Here is a 22,838-nt window from a genome sequence, read left to right as displayed (position 1 = left end):
GTTGCGAGGGCCCAAATCATACCATTTGTTATTTAAGGTGTGTGCTTTTTCTTAATCGTTGCATGGTAAGCGTGCCATGTTCCGTAGCCTAAGATAGGCATAGTAAACAGCATACCAATACCGTAGGTCGCAAAGCCAATGAGTATGCCCGCACAAATAATAATGGCCCAAACAATCATTGCGGGAATATTCGATTTAACAGCGTTAAAGCTTGTAAATACGGCGGTCATCATATCGACTCTTCTTTCCATCATTAAGGGGATCGAAAAGGCTGAGATGCTAAATACGACACAGGCCAAAACAAATCCAACCACAGAACCAATGGCTAAAAATGGTAAAAACTCACTCAAAGGTGCACCTTGTACAGCAGGGTATATTGCATGCAGAAGAGCAGCAATGCGCATCCAAAAGATCATGCTGATCGCCAACAGCACTGCAAATGCCCATTGTGATGTTGAATTTCGACTGATGGCTTTCATTGAATGCAGTAAACTTGGTCTGTGGCCACGTTCTCTCTCCCAACTCGCATCATAGAGCCCAAGAGCCAAGAAGGGGCCAATCAGCATATAGACAACCAAGCTGGGCATCACCACCAAGTGTGAGCCTTGCCACTCAACTAACAGAACGATGCCGACAGCTGCAGCCATAAAACACATGCCATAAAAGGCACTAATAAAGGGCATTCTAACGAAATCATGGCAGCCTAACGCTAGCCAGTGGAAGGGAGAGGTCACGGTGACTTTATTGCAGGGAATGGTTCTGGCGTAGTGTTGGTCAGACTGCGATTTGTGTTTATTTTGGATCTCAGATGGATTCACTGTTCGAGGCATAATTCCTCCTTGATTTATTCCATGATGTCGATCTGTACCAAACGAAACAAGCTGTAACCCATCTCATTATTTGTCTTACTTGTAGACTGAGTGTGTCGCTGTCATTCGTGTAAAGCGACATAAATGCTCATTCGTTTTTGTTTACGTAAAACCTTTCCAACTGCTCGCTGTGTTTGGTATCAAGCCGTAAATGAGTGCTGTATTAGTGAAGGTGATTCACCAATAGAACACAAAAATGCCCTCAGTGACAAAACGCCTTTGAGCATCATCTTTAACTATCGGTGGGGATGGTGAAATTTACAAATAATTGCTGTCTTTTTGTTCAATTTAAGTGTTCAAATTTAGGAGGAAGTAGTATTACACCAAAAATGAGAGGCATAAAAAAACCCTCGCAATAGCAAGGGTCTTTGTTGCTCCGTGCTGATGTTATTTGATACCAGCGAAGTCTCTTAGCAGATGTGCTTTGTCTGTGGCTTCCCAAGGGAACTCGTCACGACCAAAGTGGCCATATGCTGCTGTCTTCTTGTAGATTGGTTGCAGAAGGTTCAGCATTTCTTGTAGGCCGTATGGGCGTAGATCGAAGTGCTGACGTACAGCTTCAATGATGATGTCGTGTGATACTTTTTCTGTACCAAATGTTTCCACCATGATGGAGGTTGGATCAGCAACACCGATTGCGTAAGAAAGTTGGATTTCACAACGATCAGCCATGCCTGCAGCGACAATGTTTTTCGCTACGTAACGTGCTGCGTAAGCGGCAGAGCGGTCTACTTTCGATGGATCTTTACCAGAGAATGCACCACCACCGTGACGAGCAGCACCGCCGTACGTATCTACGATGATTTTACGGCCTGTTAGACCACAGTCACCCATAGGGCCACCGATTACGAAACGGCCAGTTGGGTTGATGAAGAAATTGGTTTCTTTGTTGATCCACTCAGAAGGCAATACTGGTTTAATGATCTCTTCCATTACCGCTTCGCGTAGATCTGGCGTAGAGATGGAATCACAGTGCTGAGTTGAAAGAACAACAGCATCAATACCAACAATTTTGCCTTGGTCGTACTGGAAGGTTACCTGAGATTTTGCATCTGGACGAAGGAAATCCAGTTTACCGCTCTTACGAACTTCAGCTTGCTTTTTCACTAGCAGGTGAGAGTAAGTGATTGGAGCAGGCATTAGGATCTCAGTTTCGTTGGTTGCGTAACCAAACATGATACCTTGGTCACCAGCACCTTGCTCTTTAGGATCTTCCTTATCAACACCTTGATTGATATCTGGAGACTGTTTACCAATGGTGTTTAGAACAGCACAAGAGTCTGCATCAAAACCCATGTCAGAATGAACGTAACCAATTTCACGAACGGTTTCACGAGTGATTTCCTCGATATCAACCCATGCAGAAGTGGTTACTTCACCGCCAACCATAACCATACCGGTTTTGACGTAAGTTTCACAAGCAACACGTGCCTTCGGGTCTTGCTCAAGAATTGCATCAAGAACGGCGTCAGAAATTTGGTCTGCGATTTTATCTGGATGGCCTTCTGAAACAGATTCAGAAGTGAACAGGTGCTTAGCCATGATAGCTCCAATCTTAAAGTTTACTCACAGTGCGCTTACATTAGCGGACTCTGAAAATACAATACGTTTTGTAGGTGTTTCTACATCTAGACGTCTATTTTAAATTTACACGTTCAAATTACAAGCTCTTTTTATAAAGGGATGAGCAGTTTTGATCTATTAATTGTTTGCTTGATAGTCATGAGCCAGAGTACATGCTGCTTGGCGGGTCAATGTCGCCATTGAGAGCAGAACAAAATATATTTTGGGCAGATAAATTCGTTTCACTGGTTTTTTGCTTCGGTATCGTTGAGAAAGCAAAAATTTGCAGCAAAATAATGCGTAAAACCCTTAAAAATCTGGAGTAAACGTTTGCAGTCATAATTTTGCTTTGAGAGAATGTCATGTGCACTCAATGTGCTTACATCTCTTTATCAATTTGCTTTCATGCACTCAGGAGCAGACATGTCTTCTCATAACCATCTTTCGAACAAACAGCTCGCTAATGCTATCCGTGCTCTCAGTATGGACGGTGTACAACAGGCCAATTCTGGTCACCCAGGTGCACCTATGGGCATGGCTGACATCGCTGAAGTTCTTTGGCGTTCTCACTTAAACCATAATCCAGCAAACCCTGAGTGGGCTGACCGTGACCGTTTTGTGCTTTCAAATGGTCATGGCTCTATGCTGATTTATTCGTTATTGCACCTAAGTGGTTATGAGTTGTCGATTGACGATTTAAAAAACTTCCGTCAACTGCATTCTAAAACCCCAGGCCATCCTGAATACGGATACGCACCTGGTGTGGAAACAACAACGGGTCCTCTCGGCCAAGGCATCACTAACGCTGTTGGTATGGCAATGGCTGAAAAAGCGCTAGCCGCTCAGTTCAACAAAGAAGGCCACGAGATTGTTAATCACTTTACTTATGCTTTCATGGGTGATGGCTGCTTGATGGAAGGTATTTCGCACGAGGCTTGCTCTCTTGCAGGTACACTAGGCCTTGGCAAACTGATCGCATTCTGGGATGACAACGGCATCTCTATCGACGGTCACGTTGAAGGTTGGTTCTCTGATGACACACCTAAACGTTTTGAAGCTTATGGTTGGCACGTCATTCCAGCGGTAGATGGTCACGATCCTGAAGCAATTAACGCTGCTATCATTGCTGCAAAAGCAGACCCACGACCTACGCTTATCTGTACTAAAACGATCATCGGTTTTGGTTCTCCAAACAAATCGGGTTCACACGACTGTCACGGTGCGCCACTCGGTGCTGAAGAAATTGCAGCGACACGTAAAGAACTAGGTTGGGAACACGGTCCTTTTGAAATTCCGCAGGAAGTCTACGCAGAATGGTCAGCAAAAGAAGCAGGCGCAGCTAAGGAAGCTTCGTGGAACGAGAAACTTGCAGCTTATGAAGCAGCGTACCCTGAGCTGGCCGCTGAATTCAAACGCCGCGTAAACGGTGAACTGCCTGCTGAATGGGAAGCAAAAGCAAACCAAATCATTGCTGACCTTCAAGCAAACCCTGCAAACATCGCATCACGTAAAGCTTCTCAAAACGCACTAGAAGCGTTTGGTCAAATGCTTCCGGAATTCATGGGCGGCTCTGCTGACCTAGCGCCGTCTAACCTAACCATGTGGTCTGGCTCTAAATCTCTAGAAGCAAACGACTTCTCTGGTAACTACATCCACTATGGTGTACGTGAATTCGGTATGACCGCGATCATGAACGGTATCGCGCTACACGGCGGTTTCGTGCCTTACGGCGCTACATTCCTAATGTTCATGGAGTACGCTCGTAATGCAATGCGCATGGCGGCTCTGATGAAAATTCAGAACATCCAGGTGTACACGCACGACTCTATCGGTCTTGGCGAAGATGGCCCAACTCACCAACCGGTTGAGCAAATGGCCTCTCTGCGTCTTACTCCAAACATGAGTACATGGCGTCCATGTGACCAAGTTGAGTCTGCAGTAGCATGGAAACTGGCGATTGAACGTAAAGACGCACCAACGGCACTGATTTTCTCTCGTCAAAACCTAGCGCAACAAGCACGTACAGCAGAGCAAGTCGCTGACATCGCGAAAGGTGCATACATCCTGAAAGACAGTGACGGCAAGCCAGAGCTGATCCTAATCGCGACAGGTTCTGAAGTTGAACTCGCAATGAAAGCAGCTGAGCAACTTACCGCTGAAGGTAAGAAAGTACGCGTTGTTTCAATGCCATCTACTGATGCATTCGACAAGCAAGATGCTGCTTACCGTGAATCTGTACTACCATCAGACGTCACCGCTCGTATCGCAATCGAAGCGGGTATCGCTGACTTCTGGTACAAGTACGTAGGCTTTGACGGTCGCATCATTGGTATGACGACATTTGGTGAATCTGCGCCGGCAAGTCAGCTGTTTGAAATGTTTGGCTTTACGGTAGAAAATGTCGTGAATACAGCAAACGAATTATTAGCGTAATTAAAGCCGATTAACACAGTAAACCGAGTCACATGGCTCGGTTTTTTGATCAGGTCTCCTGCCATTTTTTCTGCTGTGAAGCACGACGATTGATTTGGCAGAAGGCAGTGGCGTGTTTTGAAGCACGTATGAAACTAACTTAATGCGATTTATGTTGCTATCGGTTACTATCGTGTAACACGAAAATCATGTAAGGCGATGGAAGAATGCTAAGAGTTGCGATCAATGGATTTGGACGTATCGGTCGTAATGTACTGCGGGCAGTATATGAAAGTGGTAAGCAAAATCATATCAAGATTGTTGCTGTGAATGAATTGGCTAAGCCGGAAGCGATGGCACATTTGCTACAGTATGACTCTAGTCATGGCCGCTTTGAAAAAAAAGTGTCTCATGATCAGGGATACCTCTATATCCACCATGACTCCAGCACACAAAATAGTGAATCGTGTGATCGCATACGAATTCTGCAGTGTGAGGAGATTGCGCGGTTACCATGGCATGAACTTGAGATAGATATTGTACTGGATTGTACTGGAGTATTTGGTTCTCAGGCAGATGGTCAGGCTCACATTCGAGCCGGAGCCCAAAAAGTACTCTTCTCTCATCCCGGTGCTCATGATGTCGACAATACGATCATTTTTGGAGTCAATCACCAGACCCTAAAAGATGAACACCGTGTTGTGTCCAATGGTTCATGTACGACCAATTGTATTGTGCCAATTATAAAAGTTTTGGATGAGGCCTTTGGCATTGAATCGGGTACGATTACGACGATTCATTCTGCCATGCATGATCAACAAGTGATTGACGCATACCATGATGATTTGCGCCGAACCCGTTCTGCCAGCCAATCGATCATTCCTGTTGATACCAAACTTCATAAAGGTATTGAAAGGATTTTTCCGAAATTTTCCAACAAATTTGAGGCTATTTCGGTTCGAGTTCCGACCATAAATGTCACAGCAATGGATTTAAGTGTCACAATCTGTTCAAATGTGAAAGTTAATGACATAAATCAAACCATTGTTAAGGCATCTCAGTGTACATTACGTGACATTGTTGACTATACTGAAGCGCCGCTTGTTTCCATTGACTTTAATCATGACTCTCATAGTGCCATAGTGGATGGAACGCAAACCCGAGTGAGTAATGGGCACCTCGTGAAAATGTTGGTTTGGTGTGATAACGAATGGGGTTTTGCCAATCGTATGCTGGATACCGCTTTAGCCATGCAAGCGACTTCACATACGGCTCGTTAATCACGAAGCAGCGATGGAGAAAATCTTTATTTCAGGCCTTGAAATAAATAAGATGTATCTCCATATCTAAAACCAGTTTGAAGAATTAACAGGCTTGGCAGGATTGCCAAGTTTTCAAAAACTTTTAATGATTAAATAATTGAGAGGACACATCATGTCTGTAATCAAGATGACTGACCTGGATCTTGCAGGTAAACGTGTATTTATCCGTGCTGACCTAAACGTGCCAGTAAAAGACGGTAAAGTAACTTCAGATGCACGTATCATCGCATCTCTTCCAACTATCAAGCACTGTTTAGAAGCAGGCGCGAAAGTGATGGTTACATCTCACCTAGGTCGCCCAACTGAAGGTGAATACGCTGAAGAGTTCTCTCTACAACCTGTCGTTAACTACTTAAACGATGCTCTTGATTGTGAAGTTAAACTAGCGAAAGACTACTTAAACGGTCTAGAACTCAACACTGGTGAACTGGTTGTTCTTGAAAACGTTCGCTTTAATAAAGGCGAGAAGAAAAACGAAGAAGAACTATCTAAAGCATACGCTGCGCTATGTGACATCTTTGTAATGGACGCATTTGGAACGGCTCACCGTGCTCAAGCATCTACTCACGGTGTTGGTATGTTTGCTCCTATCGCTTGTGCTGGTCCTCTTCTTGCGGCTGAACTAGAAGCACTAGGTAAAGCAATGGATAACCCAGAGCGTCCACTAGTCGCTATCGTTGGCGGCTCTAAGGTATCGACGAAACTAACGGTGCTTGAGTCTCTATCTAAAATCGCTGACCAACTTGTTGTTGGGGGTGGTATTGCTAACACATTCATTGCAGCTGAAGGTCACAATGTAGGTAAGTCTCTATACGAAGCAGACCTAATTGAAACAGCTCAGAAACTAATGAAAGAGTGTGCTATTCCAGTAGCAACGGACGTGGCATGTGCGAAAGCATTCGACGAGAACGCAGAAGCTGAAATCAAGCACGTTTCCGAAGTTCAAGATGACGACATGATTTTCGACCTAGGTCCAGAGTCAACGGCTGCTCTAGCTGAAATCATTGGTAATGCAAAAACGATCCTTTGGAATGGTCCTGTTGGCGTATTCGAATTCAAAAACTTCGAAGCGGGTACGGCTGGTATCTCTAAAGCAATCGCTGAATCTGCAGGTTTCTCTGTAGCTGGTGGTGGTGACACGTTAGCCGCTATCGATAAGTTCGGTATCAAAGCCGATGTTTCATACATCTCTACGGGTGGCGGTGCTTTCCTTGAGTTCGTAGAAGGTAAAGTACTTCCTGCAGTAAAAATGCTAGAAGCACGCGCAAAATAATTGCTTATAAAGCGGGAGAGGATTCTCCCGCTTTCTGTTTGCTGCAACGAGAAACGAACTCTGATAAAATAGGGTATGTTGTGAGCAAACGTTTGCTAGATTGTTAATTTAATAAGTTTTGTTTAAAAAACGACAGATAAATAGGATGACCTCCATGTCTAAGATCTTCGACTTTGTAAAACCAGGTGTTATTTCTGGCGATGACGTACAGAAAGTATTTGAAGTAGCAAAAGAGAACAATTTTGCCCTTCCAGCTGTAAACGTAGTAGGTACTGACTCTGTAAACGCAGTACTGGAAGCTGCGGCAAAAGTGAAAGCGCCAGTTGTGATTCAATTCTCTAACGGCGGTGCGGCTTTCTTTGCTGGTAAAGGCGTAAAACTTGAAGGTCAAGGTCCTCAAATCCTTGGTGCTGTAGCAGGCGCTAAATACGTTCACGCGGTTGCTGAAGCTTACGGCGTACCTGTTATTCTTCATACTGACCACGCTGCAAAGAAGCTTCTTCCATGGATCGACGGTCTACTAGATGCGGGTGAAGAGTTCTTCGCTCAAACTGGTAAGCCTCTATTCTCTTCTCACATGCTAGACCTTTCTGAAGAGTCTCTAGAAGAGAACATCGAGACATGTGCTAAGTACCTAGAGCGCATGGCTAAAATGAACATGACAATCGAGATCGAACTAGGTTGTACTGGTGGTGAAGAAGACGGCGTAGATAACTCTGATATGGATGCATCTGAGCTTTACACTTCTCCAGAAGACGTTGCTTACGCATACGAAAAATTAAGCGCTGTGAGCCCACGCTTCACTATCGCTGCTTCTTTCGGAAACGTACACGGTGTTTACAAACCAGGTAACGTTGTACTAACGCCAACTATCCTACGTGATTCTCAAGCATACTGTGCTGAGAAGTTTGGTATTGCACCTAACGCTCTAAACTTCGTATTCCACGGTGGTTCTGGCTCAACTGAAGCTGAAATCCAAGAGTCTATCGGCTACGGTGTGATCAAAATGAACATCGATACTGATACACAGTGGGCAACATGGGATGGTATCCGCAAGTACGAAGCAGAGAACCACGATTACCTACAAGGTCAAATTGGTAACCCAACTGGCGAAGATGCGCCAAACAAGAAGTACTACGATCCACGTGTATGGCTACGTGCTGGTCAAACTTCAATGGTTGCTCGTCTAGAGAAAGCATTCGCAGACCTAAACGCAGTTGATGTACTGTAATCGTCTGATTCGAGATTAAAAGTTAGCCCGCTCTTTTGAGTGGGCTTTTTTTTATTGTTTTCAAGCTACTTTGGGGGGCCACTTGAACAGAATGTTTAATTGAATTTCGTAAGAAATTTTATTGCTAAGCTTTATTTATAATCTTATTACTTTTTTCTGCTTTCAATGTGCTAAGTCATCAATAAAGAAGAATAAAATTTAGTCAACTTGGTGGAAAAATGTAAAAGCATTGCATACCCTTTAACAGGACGGTGTCGGAACTATTGGATAACGCACTGTTTTGCCATTCTTTACTCACGCCTATGTACCAGAGCTCTGGCATAACAAGCGCCACAAAAAACAATGACCGTTCACCAATTTAAGCGAGGAGTAGTGGTAAAGAAAGAGCGAACAGGTTTTCCTTTATGGCTGCTCAATGATTGAGTTAATTTGAGGGTAGGAATTATGGCAGGAGATTCGACGGGGTTGGAAACCTCGATTTCCGGAGGGGTGGATAAAGCATCAGCTTGGCTGAATGATAACTCTGACCTTATCGTGCAGTATGGTGTGAATATTATTTCCGCAATACTGATTCTTTTTATCGGTAACATTATTGTCAAGGCTATTGCAGGCAGTGTTGCAAAAGTGCTTGAAAAGAAAAACATGGATAAGGCGGTTGTCGAATTCGTCCATGGTCTAGTTCGTTATCTTCTGTTTGTTATTGTGTTGATTGCAGCACTAGGGCGTTTAGGCGTTCAAACGGCTTCTGTTGTTGCGATTATTGGTGCTGCTGGTTTAGCTGTCGGTTTGGCTTTACAGGGGTCTCTATCGAACTTTGCCGCAGGGGTTCTTATTGTGGCTTTCCGTCCGTTTAAGTCTGGTGATTATGTTGAGGTCGGCGGAACCGCTGGTACGGTAGACTCGATCCAAATTTTCCAAACGGTTTTGAAAAGCCCAGACAATAAAATGATCGTTGTTCCTAATTCTGCTGTTATTGGTGGGGCGATCACGAACTACTCTCGCCATGATACACGCAGAGTTGATATGATGATTGGTGTTTCATACAACGCTGATTTACAGAAAACTCAACAAATTATTCGTGAAACGCTAGAAAAAGATCCTCGTATTCTTAAGGACCCGGATATGACGATAGGTGTTGTTGAACTCGCAGATTCTTCCGTTAATATTGTCGTGAGGCCATGGTGTAAAACCGGCGATTACTGGGGAGTTCATTTTGACTCGACTCAGGCGTTGAAAGAAGCATTAGATGCGGCAGGGATTGAAATACCATATCCACAGATGGATGTGCATGTAAATAAAGTGAATGCATAATTTTATCTAAGTATATTCATACATTGACTAAGCGAGGCAATAGCCTCGCTTATTGTTAGAGATAAATATATTTTTAGCCAAATACGTTTAGGCTCAATCAACGATGTGATTCAGTCGGTAACTTGAGAAGTCTGGATAAAATGCGAGACTAAATATTACTCTTAAGTAACTCGTTGACCAGCAGTGATGCGATCGTGAACATCATACAAGCAATCGCAATGTCCAAGCCTTTTTTCACCTTCGGTTTTGATAGAGTCGGTCCAAGTTTAGCTGCACTGATTGACAGAGTGTAAAACCAGACGAAAGAAGCCATGATAGTACCGATAGCGAAGGATAAACGCTCATCGCCTTCAAACTGGCCACCGATAGAGCCAAGTATAACTACAGTATCCAAATACAAGTGAGGGTTTAGAACTGTGACAGCTAAGGCACCTAAAATCACAGTCTTACGTCCTCGGGTAGCGATCTCTTGCTGCGAGGTTGCTGTTTGTGTGGAGCTAAAAGCATTTTTTAAAGACAGTAGCCCATAAGCAGTAAGAAAAAGGATTCCGCCGAGTGTGACTAAATTGAGTAGCATTTCATTTTGAGATAATAGCGCTCCACCGCCAAAGATCCCCAAAGATATAAACACGGTGTCAAGCAAACTACAAATGGTTGCCGTAGTAAGGTGATGGTGGCGTTTGATCCCTTGGTTCAGGACATAAGCATTTTGTGCACCGATCGGGATAATCATCGAAGCCCCTAAACCAAACCCTTGTAATAAAACGCCAAGACTCACTATGTTTACCTCAAATAATGATGTTTAAAATATATACCCAAATGATTTCAAGATGCTGTGTTCAGCGAGTTAAGGGCACTCGCTCTGAATCAAGTATCTTGAGGTCATTTGGGTACAAACTAGGGCGGTAAGGTAACGATTTTATTTGAATAAGTATAATTAATGATATTAATATTATATAAGTTTTGCTTATGAAGGGTTGGAGTTATTGTGCGAGGACTGGATTATAAATGGTTAGAAGCGCTTGATGCGGTGATCTATCAAGGCAGTTTTGAGAGAGCGGCTGAACACCTATTTGTCTCTCAGTCTGCGGTGTCCCAAAGAATTAAGCAGCTCGAAAAATACATTGCTCAATCGGTTTTAATTCGCGGGCAACCTCCTCAACCTACAGTCATTGGTAAAAAGTTACTTGGGCTATATCGAAGAGTACGTTTATTAGAAAATGATATTCTTCCGGAACTGAAAAATGACAGTGAAACTCGCCCTGTTCAACTTTCTTTAGCGACTAATGCAGATAGCTTGGCGACTTGGTTATTACCTGCTTTAGAGAATATTATGAAGCAAAGACAGGTTGAGCTGAAGATGACTATTTATGGTGAATCGCGGTCGCTTGAAAAATTAAAAAGTGGTGAGGTTGCTGGGGCTATTAGCCTTGAGCCACATGCCATTGCGGGCTGTCGTGCCGATTATCTTGGCCGTATGGACTACGTGTGTGTGGCAAGCTGCGATTTTTATCAACGTTTCTTCAGTCATGGTGTTAATAGGCAAACATTATCTCTGGCTCCAGCAGTCTCATATGATAAATACGATGATTTGCATAAAAAGTTTTTGACCGAGCATTTCGATGTAAGGTTAGACAGCATCATTCATCACAATATTAGTAACTCAGAAGCATTTTTAAAAATGGCTTTGGCTGGCGTTGCTTACTGTTTGATCCCGTTTATACAGGTTAAAGATGAATTAGAACAGGGCAGGCTGATAGATATTACCCCGGGGCTTGTGATGTCTTATCGAATTTACTGGCATCATTGGCAGCTTGAAACGGGAGTACTTCAGGAAATCTCTCAAGCAATCGTGCATTATGCACAAGATCATTTACCGCAGTAAGGTTGTTGGCTAAAGGTCTGCTTAAAGTCAGGATTGTGTCAAGTCTTGTGCGGGGGGCTTAGATCCTACAGATATATTCCTATAATAGCATATGCCTGAGTGGCCCCAAGATGCTCTTGAAAGTACTCTTCAGGCACTTAGGAGATAAGCTCAAGCTATGCGTAGTCTAAAGGTTGCCTAAACCGAGCAGTTTGGTGCCGTGTTTAGTTTCCTAGATAATTGAGAACGATGTAAAAAGCTCTTTTTATCCAAAAGGGTTATTCGGTCATTTTAGTCTAGTCTCAAGGTCAACTGACTCAGAGTTTGAGCTGTGAATATTTATTATGGATGGGTTTATTAAATGAAATGGTTTTCAAGTTTGTTGGTTACTACGTTAAGTATTTGCTGTGTTTCTGTTTACGCTGATGAAGGGCTTAACTTTCCTCATGTCACAACAACAGGTTATGGTGAAATTTCAGCAAAGCCCGATATGGCAACATTTTCGGTTAGAGTAGTCGAGACAACATTAACAGCGGAGCAGGCAAAACAAGCAGTAGATGGTGTTGTCGAGCGTTTCCTAAAAAGCTTAGAAGATATTGGTATTTCCAAAAGCAATATCAGCAGTTCAAATTTGTACATTTCACCTCAATATCATTATCCGAAATCGGGCAGCTCTGAACTTGTCGGTTACCGTGCATCACGAACGGTAGATGTTGTGGTTATGGATTTAGCCAAACTAAACCAATATCTTGATATGGCACTAAAATCGGGTATTAACCAAGTGGATAATATCCAATTGAAAGTTTCAGATCAGACGAAATATCAGCAAAAAGCACGTTTAGCCGCGATCCAAGACGCAAAAAGCAAAGCAGACTTTTTGGCGCAAGGTTTTGATAAAAAATTGGGTGATATTTGGTTGATTAATGATGATAGGGCTCCCTCTCAGCCTGTAATCATGCGTTCAATGATGATGGATACAGAGCAAAACTCGAATGGATATCAGGATTCCAACTTGATTATTCGTGATCAAGTGGATGTGATTTATAAGCTGAAGTAAAGCGAGAAGTGAGACAGCAGAGGGGATGCTATGATTCCCCCTGCTTTTTTATATGCTTACTTTTAGTGAAGGATGCGCGCTCGTATTGTGCCTTCAATTCCTTTTAATTTAACTAATGCTTCTTCTGAGCGATGTGTTTCAACATCAATGACCACATAACCAATCTCAGCTGCTGTTTGTAAGTACTGACCTGCGATGTTAATGCCTTCTTCAGCGAAGATAGTGTTGATTTGAGTTAGGATACCTGGGCGATTTTTGTGAATGTGTAATAAGCGAGAGCACTCACGATGCTCAGGCAAAGACACTTCTGGAAAATTAACACTGGATAACGTTGAACCATTATCTGAGTATTTGGCTAATTTTCCTGCCACTTCTACACCGATATTTTCTTGAGCTTCTTGTGTTGAGCCACCCACATGCGGAGTTAAGATGACATTATCAAATTGCTGCAGTGGAGACTCGAAACGATCGGCATTAGTTTTGGGTTCTACTGGAAAAACATCAATCGCAGCACCGGCAATATGGCCGGATTCTAAGCTGTGACATAGGGCTGGAATATCGACAACAGTGCCACGAGCTGCATTAATAAAAATGGCACCCGGCTTCATGCGGGCAAACTCTTCACTGCCCATCATATTTTTTGTTTCTGGTGTTTCGGGAACATGGAGAGAAATTACATCACATTTATTCAGTAAGTCACTCATGGTAAAGACTTGGGTTGCGTTACCAAGTGAGAGCTTATTCTCGATATCGTAGTAGTAAACACGCATACCTAAGTTTTCAGCGATGATACCCAACTGAGTACCGATATGACCGTAGCCGATAATACCCAGTCGTTTTCCACGTGCTTCGTAGGAATGGTCAGCACTTTTCTTCCAAACTCCTCGATGGGCTAAGGCATTTTTCTCTGGAATACCTCTTAATAGTAGAAGGATTTGGCCAAGGACGAGTTCTGCTACACTGCGAGTATTAGAAAAGGGCGCATTAAATACTGGAATTCCGCGATTGGCGGCAGCAGTGAGATCGACCTGATTGGTGCCAATACAAAAACACCCAATCGCAACAAGTTTATTGGCAGCGCTAATGACTTTTTCAGATAAATGAGTACGAGAACGGATACCGATAAAGTGGACATCTTTTACTGCTTTGAGCAACTCTTCTTCAGAGAGCGAGCCTTTATGATAATCAATATTGCTATAACCTGCCGCTTGGAGTACTTCAACAGAAGAAGGATGGAGGCCTTCGAGTAAGAGAATTTTTATTTTATCTTTTTCTAATGAAATTTTTGCCATTTTATCGTCCTTAACATGGGAAGTGAGCTAAATGAACGCAGGTGAGAAAAACGATTAAACGAATACGTTTATGAAGGAAGCAATCGTTTTCCTGTGCGATATCTATCAATAAAGTAACAAAAAAAATTGCTTTGGGTAAGAAAATTATGTTTTAAGGTATGCTTTTCTTGGTCGGTATAAAAAACGGTGCATTTCGGCACCGTTTATACCCAAATAACCTCAAGATGCTGCGTTCATCTTGAGGTTATTTGGGTATATATATTTTGTATATAGTATTTTGACACTGCTATACCCAAGTGACTTTGAGAGCGTCTCGCTGAACAAGGCACTTTACGGCTACTTGGGTAAAGTCATTACTCTTCTATATGGGCACCTTCTGGAGTGCCTGTGATAACAATATCGGCGCCACGGTGAGCAAACAAACCGACAGTTACTACACCAGCAATGGCGTTGATTTTGTCTTCTAATTCTTTTGGATTAGTAATTTGCATATTATGGACATCGAGAATGACGTTGCCGTTATCGGTGATAACACCTTCACGATATGCAGGATCTCCACCTAGTTTTACCAGTTCACGAGCAACGAAAGAGCGTGCCATTGGAATCACTTCAACAGGGAGTGGGAATTGGCCAAGTACATCGACAGCTTTGGTACCATCAACAATACATACGAATTTATCAGAGATGGCAGCAACGATCTTTTCACGAGTTAGGGCTGCACCGCCACCTTTGATCATGTCACGTGTTGCGTTAATTTCATCTGCACCATCGACATAGACATCTAATTTGATCACGTCGTTGCACTCAAAGACTTCAATACCGAGTTCTTTGAGGCGTTCAGTAGAAGCAACAGAGCTAGACACTGCACCTTTGATATCATCTTTGATACTGCCTAAGGCATCGATGAAGTGATTGACGGTCGAGCCGGTACCCACACCGACAATGCTGCCTTTCTCAACGTATTTGAGAGCTGCCCAACCAGCCGCTTTTTTCATTTCATCTTGGGTCATACCTATCTCCTGATTGAGGGTTCGTTGTTATTTTCGGCGTGATTATAACGAGTCAGCTTTATTTTTCCCATCGCCAGATTTTGCTGGGTGTCACGATCTTAGGCAGAGGGATGTCCCAAGCTTCGCTAGGAAGTTGTTCTACTTGCTGGCAGTCATACGCTAAGCCAATGGGCTTGGCACCTTCTCCGCTATTAAACCAACCGGAAAGTGTGCGGTCGTAATAGCCTCCACCCATACCAAGCCGCTGGCCATTATTATCGAATGCAACTAATGGGGTGAAAATGATGTCCAGTTCTTTTAGAGGCTTTAAGTCAGTAATGTCTAATTTGGGCTCTAAAATACCATATTGGTTTGGAACTAACGATTTTTGTTTGTCATAAAGGAGAAACAGTAAGTGGCCCGGAGAGAAAGGATGAAGGACAGGTAGGTAAACCGATTTATCTTGTTGCCATAACCAATCAATAAGTGGTGCTGTGTCAAGTTCACCATCTGCGGCAAGGTAAAGAGCAATATGTTGCGCGTGTTGGATTTCTGGCAACAGTGCACATTGCTTAACCAGTGTCTTACCCGCGTGAATTTGTTTTTCGCGCTCTAGAGATAAGCGCAGTTGTCGAATTGTTTTGCGTAGTGTTTGTCGAGATAAATCTGACATATTGAGGATACCCCAGGGTGCCGTTGAGGATTGTGGCCCTTGAACCAGCTGGTTCAAGGCGGATCAGCAATGATAACCGTAGGCTTCTCGGTGCATGCCAAGCTTGCTCAATAGTTATCAAGTACTAACCCTTAAGGATTGCTTATCGGCTCAGGGACTTAAATCCGTCTGACAAACACCCCAGGGTAAATTTGGTTCTTATTGCTGTCCTTGCATCGTCTTTGTCAGCGCTTGTTCTAGAGAGTTATTGAGCTTTTCCATTCGCTCGGTTATCTCTCGCTGCTGACCATTTGCTTCATAAGATTTTGTTTGCAGCTCGTGACAAATATTTAAAGCAGCAAAAGTCAGTAGTTGAATCTCATTGGTTACCTTAGTACGTTCAGCCATCTCTTTCAATCGTCGATCGAGATCTTTTGCTGCGGCGATCAGTGACTCTTCCTGTCCACTTGGACAGTTTACTCGTGTCATTTTGCCAAGGATTTCAACCTCAACCGCTTGATTACTCATAATGAATAGACTCTACACTCGCGATATCTAAGGCATTGCTCAATGCAACTACCGAGGAGGAAACTATAGGAAAACCGCCATTAAGATTCAAGCATTTCCCATAATAGAAATGGAAATGGTTGAGTGATCACACAGGAATTGGACAAATTGAGCAAATGGTGTTCAAAATTGGCAGGGATAGTCGTTTCAGACAAGTGGGCTTGATGATAGGATATAGCGATACATAATGATGCAAGAAATGAGTGAAATCATGCTTCCAGAATACCAATCTATTGCTAATGAATTAAAATCGGCCAATCTAGCTGTTACCCCTGCTGAACTGCATGGTTTATTGACGGGGATGCTCAGTGGTGGTATCGCAACAAGTGATAACACATGGCAACCGATTCTATTTGATTACACCAATGAAGGAATGGGCTGGCCGACAGCCGCTCTGGCGCTTGCTCAACAAGTGTTTAAAGTAACTGCTGATGAGTTAACAGGCACGTCAATGGAGCTCTCTTTATTGCTTATCGAGGAACCTGGAGATGAAGGCATCTTTACTTTAGCCGATAGCCTTTCTGATTTTGTAAATCACTTTATTTCAGGCTTAGGTTTGGCGGGCATTACTTTAAGTAAAGCGTCGGATGACGTCAAAGAGGCTTTGGCTGATCTTGAAGAAATTGCCAAATTGGGTATTGATGAGGAAGATGATCTTACTGAACAAGCGCAACTACTTGAACAAGTGATTGAGCATGTAAAAGCGTGTGTCCTGACCATTCATGCTGAACATGGCCACCGTCCTAACACCCCTCAAACCCCACCAACTATCCATTAATCTTAGGCAGCGTTTGAGGTAAATATGACTCAATATGATGTGGTTATTGCTGGTGGAGCGATGGCTGGAGCGACGCTGGCCCTAGCACTCGATCATTTGTCTGAGGGCAGCCTGACAATCGCGGTAGTCGAGCCTTTTAAAGCACAATCGGGCCAGCACCCTGGATTTGATTCTCGTTCAATTGCTTTGTCCTATGGCACGATTAATATCTTACGCCAACTCCAGCTTTGGTCTGAACTAGAACCTTATGCTACATCAATTGAACGTATTCATGTTTCGGATCGTACTCATGCGGGTATGACCGAAATAACTAAGCAAGAAGTTGGCGTTGAAGCATTAGGCTACGTTGTGGAATTGGCCGATGTTGGCAAGATTTACCAAAAGCTCTTAGCTGAGCGGAATAATATCTCTTTATTTTGTCCCGATTCGGTGATGAAAATTCACCGTGAACAGGATAACGTCAATATTGAGCTTGAAAGTGGAGAGTGCCTTGAAGCTAAGCTACTTGTTGCTGCGGATGGTGCAGTGTCGCAGTGTTGTCAGCAAATTGGAATGACATACACCGAACATGACTTTAACCAAATGGCAATCATTGCCAACGTTGTTACCAATGAAGCTCACTGTGGTCAGGCATTTGAACGCTTCACAGAGCATGGACCGATTGCTCTTTTGCCAATGAGCAATAACCGTATGTCTTTAGTATGGTGTCTTCGCCCTGATGAAGCTCGTTCTATCATCAAGTTATCCGATGCTGAGTTTTTACAGCGGTTGCAAAATGACTTTGGGTGGCGTTTAGGTCACATACATAAAATCGGCCAACGCGCGCATTATCCTCTGTTACTTCGTCATCGCCAGCAGAATATTTCCCATCGATTTGCAATTATTGGCAATGCAGCACAGACGCTTCACCCTATTGCTGGACAAGGGTTTAATTTAGGTATTCGTGATGTCGCTTCTTTGGCGGAAGAAATCATTAAACAGCGGCATGATGCTGGTTGCTTTAAAGGCTTAATGCGCTTTCACCAGCGTAGAGAAAAAGACCGAAATGATACGATTTGGTTAACCAGTTCTTTGGTGCATACTTTTTCTAATGACCTTCCTGCGATGCGAATTGGGCGTAATTTTGCTCTGGCTACAATGGATAACCTTTCTGTTTTTAAGCAGCCCCTTATACGCCAGACTTTAGGCGTAGTTACTCGATGAACGATACAAAAAATTAGGTACAGATACTCATGATGCAAAGCGTGGATATCGCTATTATTGGCGGTGGTATGGTTGGGTTAGCTCTTGCAGCTGCTTTTAAAGACAGCGACTTACGTGTTGCGGTGATTGAAGGTTCAGTTCCAGATAGTACGTTGGCCGATTTAGCAGACGTGCGTGTGTCGGCTTTAAGCCGTGCGAGTGAAATCATCCTACGTAATCTGGGAGCTTGGCAAGGCATTGAGCAGCGCCGCATGTTTCCTTACCATTCAATGGAAGTTTGGGAGCAAGATAGCTTTGCTAATATCGAGTTTGACGCCCAGAGTTTAGCTCAACCCAATCTTGGTTACATCGTGGAAAATCGTGTTATTCAGTTGGCTCTTCTTGAGCGAGTTCAGCAGCTGGAAAATATCATGCTATATATGCCTGCTCGTTGTACTCACTTAGCGGTTGGTGAACAAGAAAGTTGGTTGACCTTAGATAATGGGCAATCCATGACAGCTAAGTTAGTCGTTGGCGCTGATGGGGCTCAGTCATGGGTACGTAACCAAATGGAAATTCCGTTAACTCATTGGGATTATGGTCATCATGCTTTGGTCGCAAATGTGACAACTGCAGAAGAGCATGGTGGCGTCGCGCGACAAATCTTTACACCTCAGGGGCCGTTAGCCTTTTTACCTCTTTCTCAGCCTAATCAATGTTCTATTGTTTGGTCTACGGCACCAGAAAAGGCGGAACAGTTGCTAGCCATGAGTGAGCAAGACTTTAATAAATCGCTTACAAGTGAGTTTGATGGTCGACTTGGTCTTTGCAAAGTGATGAGTGAGCGAAGCGTGTTCCCATTAAAGATGCGCTATGCTCGCGATTTCGTCGTCGATCGGGTTGCGCTCGTTGGCGATGCTGCACACACCATTCATCCTTTGGCTGGGCAAGGCGTGAATTTAGGTTTACTTGATGCCGCGAGTTTAGCTCAGGAAGTGTTGTCTCTTTGGAAACAAGGACACGATATTGGTTCTAAACGTAATTTACGGAGTTATGAACGCTGGCGAAAAGCAGAAGCTGCGAAGATGATTGCAACCATGCAGGGATTTCGTGACCTATTTTCTGGTGCAAATCCAGCTAAAAAGCTGTTCCGAGGCGTTGGAATGAGTCTTGTCGGGGTCGTGCCTGGCGCTAAACATGAAGTGCTTAAGAGAGCTTTAGGCCTGAAAGGTAACTTGCCTGACCTTGCTCAGCAAAAGTAATGAATAGGCTGAGATTGTTCAGCCCATTCAGCATATTAATATTACATTAAGCATAGGCACATCTGAGCTTCATTATTTCTTGATTGATTTCTTTTACTGCTCGGAAGTGTCGCTTTTCAGCCTTCTCTGGCAAGATAAGTTTCCCGTTATCGAATTCGAATTTACCGACTCCGTAAATATAAATTCTACCTTTAAAAAGACGACTGATGTGTTTAGCAATCATACTGGGTGTATAGCGCTTAAACAGTCTCATGATTATTCTTCCTTATTTCATACTTCGCCAGGCCATATTATCTTCCTCACTCAAGCATTACTGTGACAAAAACAATATTCATTGAAGATGAAACTCTTGGCTATGAAAATTTGTGCTGCCAAGAACGTTTTTACCTGGCTTACACCAAAATGATGTGATTTTCCCCAAAAACAGCAACCTAAATTAAGTGGATCTCTACTTACTTATTTAGTTTTAAACTAACAATTTTAACAACTGTGTTACATAAGTAAGAATAGAAAAAGAAATGATAATTTGCTAATTATTTTACTAATATTTTTAAAAATTAATCCTAGTGCTAATGAAGCTAAATATCTGCTTTAGTTAGAATATACCTTATAGCTCATTGCCGTAGCAGAAAAGTAAAAAAAAGCCCGCTACCAGCGGGCAAATAGTCACAGATGCATTACACAAAAAGTAGCCAACTGACATTCGATTTGCTCATCTTTTCAGTTAAGGCTCTTTTCGTTGAGTACGCATTTTCCAAAAAAGCGTACCAACAAATTCAGCATATAGAAGCTTTCGATTCCTGACTATGTATGTTTGGTATTTGATTTAAAATACATTCATTCACTGTTGATAATACGAGTGATATCGCGAAAATATGAGATAAAATCACAAGTTGCATCAAACTTTTTGAAAGTATCAAGTCTTAGGTAACCTCAAGTACATCGAAGAACACTATTCTTCACGACATATATCAGCAATGGTTGGTTGGCAAAGCTGTATTAAATCATGAATGGATAAGGCAAGCCCAGCCATTCTGTCTCCACTACTTATTGTCACTTCTGACTCATTTAATAACAGAGGGTCTAAGACGATGGGCATGTAACGTTTAAGCATCAAAGGTGTTACGGTGCCTACCTTATAGCCAGTAATACTCTCTACTTCTGACTGATCTGCACAGGTCATACGCCGCCATTGGAGAGCTTGACGCACTTTTTTTGGGTCAATACTACGATCACCAGGAGCACAAGCAAGCGCATATTGTTTTCCCATATCACGTAAAAGCAGTGTTTTAACCATTTGTGATGGGCGGATACCGCGCTGTTCTGCAGCATCCTCAATGGTTGTTGCTGGCCTCTGATGTTCGAGCAAGCGAAACTCAATGTTTTGGGTGGTTAAAAACTGCATCAATGGGGTTTGCATCGTACTATTCATCGTCAAGAGTGTATGGCAAGGTCGTGATTTCCCATTCACATTCTGGTTGAGCAACCAGCCTTAGGCGAGTGTCCTCGTCTAGGTTATTTGGCAAGACGATTAATCCAATAGCATTCCCGTCACAAAATGAATAGTGAGTTAACAGAGAACCGACTGAGCGCCAATTTTCACCGACACTGCGTTCCAGCTCTATCACTTCTGGGAGAGATGACTTGAAAGGCCCTTTAACGATAAACATTGCACGTTTGTTGATGCCTCTATACTTTGCTCTCGCGACGGTTTCCTGTCCGGTGTAGCATCCTTTCGTAAAACTGATCCCGTTTAATGCTTGTAGATTAAGTGCTTGAGGAATAAATTCATTCTGTGTTGTCGCAGTGACGTACGGTAGGCCAGCTTCAACATCAAAACGTTTCCAAAGCTCGTGAGTAGTGAGAACGGCTTGGCTTTGGGCAACTAAGTTTTGGGCCACCTGCTCGGTTAATACAATCAGCCAGCGGTTGTCGTTGATTTTTATGGCAGTGCCACCGTCGACAGGGCGAACATCTCCTGTTTCTTGACTTAAACTTGAGATAAAGTGGTCAGCTTTCTCGCCTGACACCCCAAGAATGATATCGCTCGATTCCTCAATGGTGACTTTAGAAAATACCGCATATTTTTTGATTTCTTTTAATTCAACATCAATCGCAGATTTCGGTTGAATCATGGCGTAACTTTGGTGATGGTGGAAGAGGCGGAAGACACTCCAGACTTTACCTTTTGCATCACAATGGGCGCCAAGTGTCGAATGCGTGTCATCCAATGAGACAACATCACAGGTCACTTGGCCGTGTAGGTACGATTTTTTATCATCTCCTGTAACGGTGATCATTGCTAAGTCGTCTAGCAAAGAAAGAGACAGCTCTGGCAAAGCGTCTTGTGTCGATAACATGAGAGGAGAGAATTGAGTTTGCCATTCCATGATTACAGTGCCTTTTTAAGATATTTTTTGCTATGTTAATTCCAGAACTGGCATTTGTCAGCTTTCGCTGTCGGATTGTGAGCCACACACTAGTGGTGCAGCATATCCCTTGTTACACTTCTGGCTAACAATAAAAAATAAATTAAGGAATACCAAATGTACACTACGGAAGAAAAAGCACGTATTAAGTGGGCTTGTCGTCGAGGTATGCTTGAGCTTGACGTGGTGATTATGCCGTTTTTTGAGGAGTGCTTTGACACTCTGTTAGAGCAAGAGCAGTGCGACTTTGTCTCTTTACTTGAATGCGATGATCCTGATTTGTTTGCTTGGATCATGGGACATGGACGCAGTGAAAACCTGAGCCATGCGGCAATGGTAGATAAAGTTGTCGCACACAACCTCAGTAAGGTTCGTTAACCTAAAAGTTAAGACGTCACGCATCGCCCTAGCAATGAATCGCTTTCTTTTGTTGGTTTTTGCTTGGGCGCTTCTATTGTTTAATATTCCACTGATTCTGTCTGTATACCTCTTCTTATTACTGATTACACAATATCGTCGCGATGGTTTGGTTGAGGTTTCTTCTTGTGGCTATTGGTACATCCATCGAGATGGTGTGGTTCGTCATCAAGAGCGAACATCGCTTGTGGAACAGGTGGACTTATCGACAGCAGGCTTAAAAGTGTCTTTTCGATTAGGTCATGGACAACGGGTAACGATTTGGCGAGATAGCTGCGATGATAGGGAATATCGCCATTTATGCTTGGTGTTAAAGCAGTGGAAAAAGGGAGCAAGAGCCCCCTACACTACATGATCAATAATTTTGT

22 protein-coding genes and 1 other RNA gene are annotated in these 22,838 nt (G+C 43.2%); 12 read left to right on the top strand and 11 right to left on the bottom strand.

Annotated elements, in window-relative coordinates:
- Positions 1-32: 32 nt before the first annotated feature.
- Complete coding sequence (locus BS333_RS11770) at positions 33-830, bottom strand: DUF2189 domain-containing protein (protein WP_021711389.1); 798 nt, start codon at positions 828-830, stop codon at positions 33-35.
- A 426-nt stretch (positions 831-1,256) separates the two neighbouring features.
- Positions 1,257-2,411, bottom strand: a complete 1,155-nt coding sequence (metK, locus tag BS333_RS11765; protein WP_021711390.1) for a methionine adenosyltransferase — start codon at positions 2,409-2,411, stop codon at positions 1,257-1,259.
- 444 nt (positions 2,412-2,855) lie between these two features.
- Between metK and tkt the strand changes: the two genes are divergently transcribed.
- The 5 genes from tkt to mscS all read left to right on the top strand — a co-directional run bounded on the left by tkt (position 2,856) and on the right by mscS (position 9,981).
- The gene (gene tkt, locus BS333_RS11755) at positions 2,856-4,865 is read left to right on the top strand and encodes a transketolase (protein ID WP_101903898.1); all 2,010 of its coding nucleotides are present in this window, start codon (positions 2,856-2,858) and stop codon (positions 4,863-4,865) included.
- Between the two features lie 206 nt (positions 4,866-5,071).
- Positions 5,072-6,124 (top strand): erythrose-4-phosphate dehydrogenase, encoded by a 1,053-nt coding sequence (epd, locus tag BS333_RS11750; RefSeq protein WP_021710279.1) that lies wholly within the window; start codon positions 5,072-5,074, stop codon positions 6,122-6,124.
- 154 nt (positions 6,125-6,278) lie between these two features.
- Entirely contained in the window at positions 6,279-7,439 is a 1,161-nt protein-coding gene (locus tag BS333_RS11745) for a phosphoglycerate kinase (RefSeq protein ID WP_021710280.1), read from the top strand.
- 154 nt (positions 7,440-7,593) lie between these two features.
- On the top strand, positions 7,594-8,670 hold the full coding sequence (gene fbaA, locus BS333_RS11740; protein ID WP_021710281.1) for a class II fructose-bisphosphate aldolase: 1,077 nt from the start codon (positions 7,594-7,596) through the stop codon (positions 8,668-8,670).
- A 444-nt stretch (positions 8,671-9,114) separates the two neighbouring features.
- Positions 9,115-9,981 (top strand): small-conductance mechanosensitive channel MscS, encoded by an 867-nt coding sequence (mscS, locus tag BS333_RS11735; protein WP_021710282.1) that lies wholly within the window; start codon positions 9,115-9,117, stop codon positions 9,979-9,981.
- A gap of 148 nt (positions 9,982-10,129) precedes the next feature.
- Here the strand turns inward: mscS and BS333_RS11730 are convergent, their stop codons facing one another.
- Positions 10,130-10,759, bottom strand: coding sequence for a LysE/ArgO family amino acid transporter (locus tag BS333_RS11730; RefSeq protein WP_021710283.1), 630 nt, complete (start codon positions 10,757-10,759; stop codon positions 10,130-10,132).
- Between the two features lie 210 nt (positions 10,760-10,969).
- Between BS333_RS11730 and BS333_RS11725 the strand changes: the two genes are divergently transcribed.
- Together BS333_RS11725 and BS333_RS11720 are read left to right on the top strand one after the other, a co-directional pair.
- Entirely contained in the window at positions 10,970-11,866 is an 897-nt protein-coding gene (locus tag BS333_RS11725) for a LysR family transcriptional regulator ArgP (protein ID WP_021710284.1), read from the top strand.
- 340 nt (positions 11,867-12,206) lie between these two features.
- The gene (locus BS333_RS11720) at positions 12,207-12,902 is read left to right on the top strand and encodes an oxidative stress defense protein (RefSeq protein WP_021710285.1); all 696 of its coding nucleotides are present in this window, start codon (positions 12,207-12,209) and stop codon (positions 12,900-12,902) included.
- Between the two features lie 62 nt (positions 12,903-12,964).
- Here the strand turns inward: BS333_RS11720 and serA are convergent, their stop codons facing one another.
- The 5 genes from serA to BS333_RS11695 form a co-directional block, all read right to left on the bottom strand.
- Positions 12,965-14,194, bottom strand: coding sequence for a phosphoglycerate dehydrogenase (serA, locus tag BS333_RS11715; protein ID WP_021710286.1), 1,230 nt, complete (start codon positions 14,192-14,194; stop codon positions 12,965-12,967).
- A 353-nt stretch (positions 14,195-14,547) separates the two neighbouring features.
- Entirely contained in the window at positions 14,548-15,204 is a 657-nt protein-coding gene (gene rpiA, locus BS333_RS11710; RefSeq protein WP_021710287.1) for a ribose-5-phosphate isomerase RpiA, read from the bottom strand.
- 58 nt (positions 15,205-15,262) lie between these two features.
- Positions 15,263-15,856: a 5-formyltetrahydrofolate cyclo-ligase gene (locus BS333_RS11705; protein ID WP_021710288.1), complete on the bottom strand. Its 594-nt coding sequence runs from the start codon at positions 15,854-15,856 to the stop codon at positions 15,263-15,265.
- A 5-nt stretch (positions 15,857-15,861) separates the two neighbouring features.
- Positions 15,862-16,046: non-coding RNA, 6S RNA (gene ssrS, locus BS333_RS11700), on the bottom strand.
- An 8-nt stretch (positions 16,047-16,054) separates the two neighbouring features.
- On the bottom strand, positions 16,055-16,363 hold the full coding sequence (locus tag BS333_RS11695) for a cell division protein ZapA (RefSeq protein ID WP_021710289.1): 309 nt from the start codon (positions 16,361-16,363) through the stop codon (positions 16,055-16,057).
- Positions 16,364-16,601: 238 nt separating this feature from the next.
- Here BS333_RS11695 and BS333_RS11690 point away from each other — a divergent pair, with 238 nt between their 5' ends.
- The 3 genes from BS333_RS11690 to BS333_RS11680 are packed head-to-tail and all read left to right on the top strand — an operon-like array spanning position 16,602 to position 19,624.
- Complete coding sequence (locus tag BS333_RS11690) at positions 16,602-17,180, top strand: YecA/YgfB family protein (RefSeq protein ID WP_033003973.1); 579 nt, start codon at positions 16,602-16,604, stop codon at positions 17,178-17,180.
- 24 nt (positions 17,181-17,204) lie between these two features.
- Positions 17,205-18,383 (top strand): 2-octaprenyl-6-methoxyphenyl hydroxylase, encoded by a 1,179-nt coding sequence (gene ubiH, locus BS333_RS11685; protein WP_021710291.1) that lies wholly within the window; start codon positions 17,205-17,207, stop codon positions 18,381-18,383.
- A gap of 29 nt (positions 18,384-18,412) precedes the next feature.
- Entirely contained in the window at positions 18,413-19,624 is a 1,212-nt protein-coding gene (locus BS333_RS11680) for an FAD-dependent 2-octaprenylphenol hydroxylase (protein WP_021710292.1), read from the top strand.
- Between the two features lie 46 nt (positions 19,625-19,670).
- Here BS333_RS11680 and BS333_RS11675 read toward each other — a convergent pair whose 3' ends face one another.
- The 3 genes from BS333_RS11675 to ygfZ form a co-directional block, all read right to left on the bottom strand.
- Entirely contained in the window at positions 19,671-19,877 is a 207-nt protein-coding gene (locus tag BS333_RS11675; RefSeq protein ID WP_021710293.1) for a DUF1107 domain-containing protein, read from the bottom strand.
- Positions 19,878-20,576: 699 nt separating this feature from the next.
- Positions 20,577-21,056, bottom strand: coding sequence for an aminoacyl-tRNA deacylase (locus BS333_RS11670; RefSeq protein ID WP_033003970.1), 480 nt, complete (start codon positions 21,054-21,056; stop codon positions 20,577-20,579).
- Positions 21,049-22,014 (bottom strand): tRNA-modifying protein YgfZ, encoded by a 966-nt coding sequence (ygfZ, locus tag BS333_RS11665; RefSeq protein ID WP_021710295.1) that lies wholly within the window; start codon positions 22,012-22,014, stop codon positions 21,049-21,051. Before ygfZ ends, BS333_RS11670 begins: the two co-directional genes overlap by 8 nt.
- Before the next feature lie 156 nt (positions 22,015-22,170).
- Here ygfZ and BS333_RS11660 point away from each other — a divergent pair, with 156 nt between their 5' ends.
- Together BS333_RS11660 and BS333_RS22295 are read left to right on the top strand one after the other, a co-directional pair.
- Positions 22,171-22,431 (top strand): FAD assembly factor SdhE, encoded by a 261-nt coding sequence (locus BS333_RS11660; protein WP_021710296.1) that lies wholly within the window; start codon positions 22,171-22,173, stop codon positions 22,429-22,431.
- Positions 22,400-22,825, top strand: coding sequence for a protein YgfX (locus tag BS333_RS22295; protein ID WP_227739119.1), 426 nt, complete (start codon positions 22,400-22,402; stop codon positions 22,823-22,825). The genes BS333_RS11660 and BS333_RS22295 overlap by 32 nt, the downstream gene beginning before the upstream one ends.
- The last annotated feature ends 13 nt before the right edge of the window (positions 22,826-22,838 follow it).

This window comes from Vibrio azureus (assembly GCF_002849855.1).
GTDB lineage: Bacteria > Pseudomonadota > Gammaproteobacteria > Enterobacterales > Vibrionaceae > Vibrio > Vibrio azureus.
Note: the sequence above shows the minus strand (reverse complement) of the source record. Positions and strands in the feature narration are given on the sequence as shown.

Bases quoted from the DNA above. Each gene is read 5' to 3' on its own strand.
- BS333_RS11770 (WP_021711389.1), bottom strand. From the start codon at position 830: ATGCCTCGAACAGTGAATCCATCTGAGATCCAAAATAAACACAAATCG.
- metK (WP_021711390.1), bottom strand. From the start codon at position 2,411: ATGGCTAAGCACCTGTTCACTTCTGAATCTGTTTCAGAAGGCCATCCA.
- tkt (WP_101903898.1), top strand. From the start codon at position 2,856: ATGTCTTCTCATAACCATCTTTCGAACAAACAGCTCGCTAATGCTATC.
- epd (WP_021710279.1), top strand. From the start codon at position 5,072: ATGCTAAGAGTTGCGATCAATGGATTTGGACGTATCGGTCGTAATGTA.
- BS333_RS11745 (WP_021710280.1), top strand. From the start codon at position 6,279: ATGTCTGTAATCAAGATGACTGACCTGGATCTTGCAGGTAAACGTGTA.
- fbaA (WP_021710281.1), top strand. From the start codon at position 7,594: ATGTCTAAGATCTTCGACTTTGTAAAACCAGGTGTTATTTCTGGCGAT.
- mscS (WP_021710282.1), top strand. From the start codon at position 9,115: ATGGCAGGAGATTCGACGGGGTTGGAAACCTCGATTTCCGGAGGGGTG.
- BS333_RS11720 (WP_021710285.1), top strand. From the start codon at position 12,207: ATGAAATGGTTTTCAAGTTTGTTGGTTACTACGTTAAGTATTTGCTGT.
- serA (WP_021710286.1), bottom strand. From the start codon at position 14,194: ATGGCAAAAATTTCATTAGAAAAAGATAAAATAAAAATTCTCTTACTC.
- rpiA (WP_021710287.1), bottom strand. From the start codon at position 15,204: ATGACCCAAGATGAAATGAAAAAAGCGGCTGGTTGGGCAGCTCTCAAA.
- BS333_RS11705 (WP_021710288.1), bottom strand. From the start codon at position 15,856: ATGTCAGATTTATCTCGACAAACACTACGCAAAACAATTCGACAACTG.
- BS333_RS11695 (WP_021710289.1), bottom strand. From the start codon at position 16,363: ATGAGTAATCAAGCGGTTGAGGTTGAAATCCTTGGCAAAATGACACGA.
- BS333_RS11690 (WP_033003973.1), top strand. From the start codon at position 16,602: ATGAGTGAAATCATGCTTCCAGAATACCAATCTATTGCTAATGAATTA.
- ubiH (WP_021710291.1), top strand. From the start codon at position 17,205: ATGACTCAATATGATGTGGTTATTGCTGGTGGAGCGATGGCTGGAGCG.
- BS333_RS11680 (WP_021710292.1), top strand. From the start codon at position 18,413: ATGATGCAAAGCGTGGATATCGCTATTATTGGCGGTGGTATGGTTGGG.
- BS333_RS11675 (WP_021710293.1), bottom strand. From the start codon at position 19,877: ATGAGACTGTTTAAGCGCTATACACCCAGTATGATTGCTAAACACATC.
- BS333_RS11670 (WP_033003970.1), bottom strand. From the start codon at position 21,056: ATGAATAGTACGATGCAAACCCCATTGATGCAGTTTTTAACCACCCAA.
- ygfZ (WP_021710295.1), bottom strand. From the start codon at position 22,014: ATGGAATGGCAAACTCAATTCTCTCCTCTCATGTTATCGACACAAGAC.
- BS333_RS11660 (WP_021710296.1), top strand. From the start codon at position 22,171: ATGTACACTACGGAAGAAAAAGCACGTATTAAGTGGGCTTGTCGTCGA.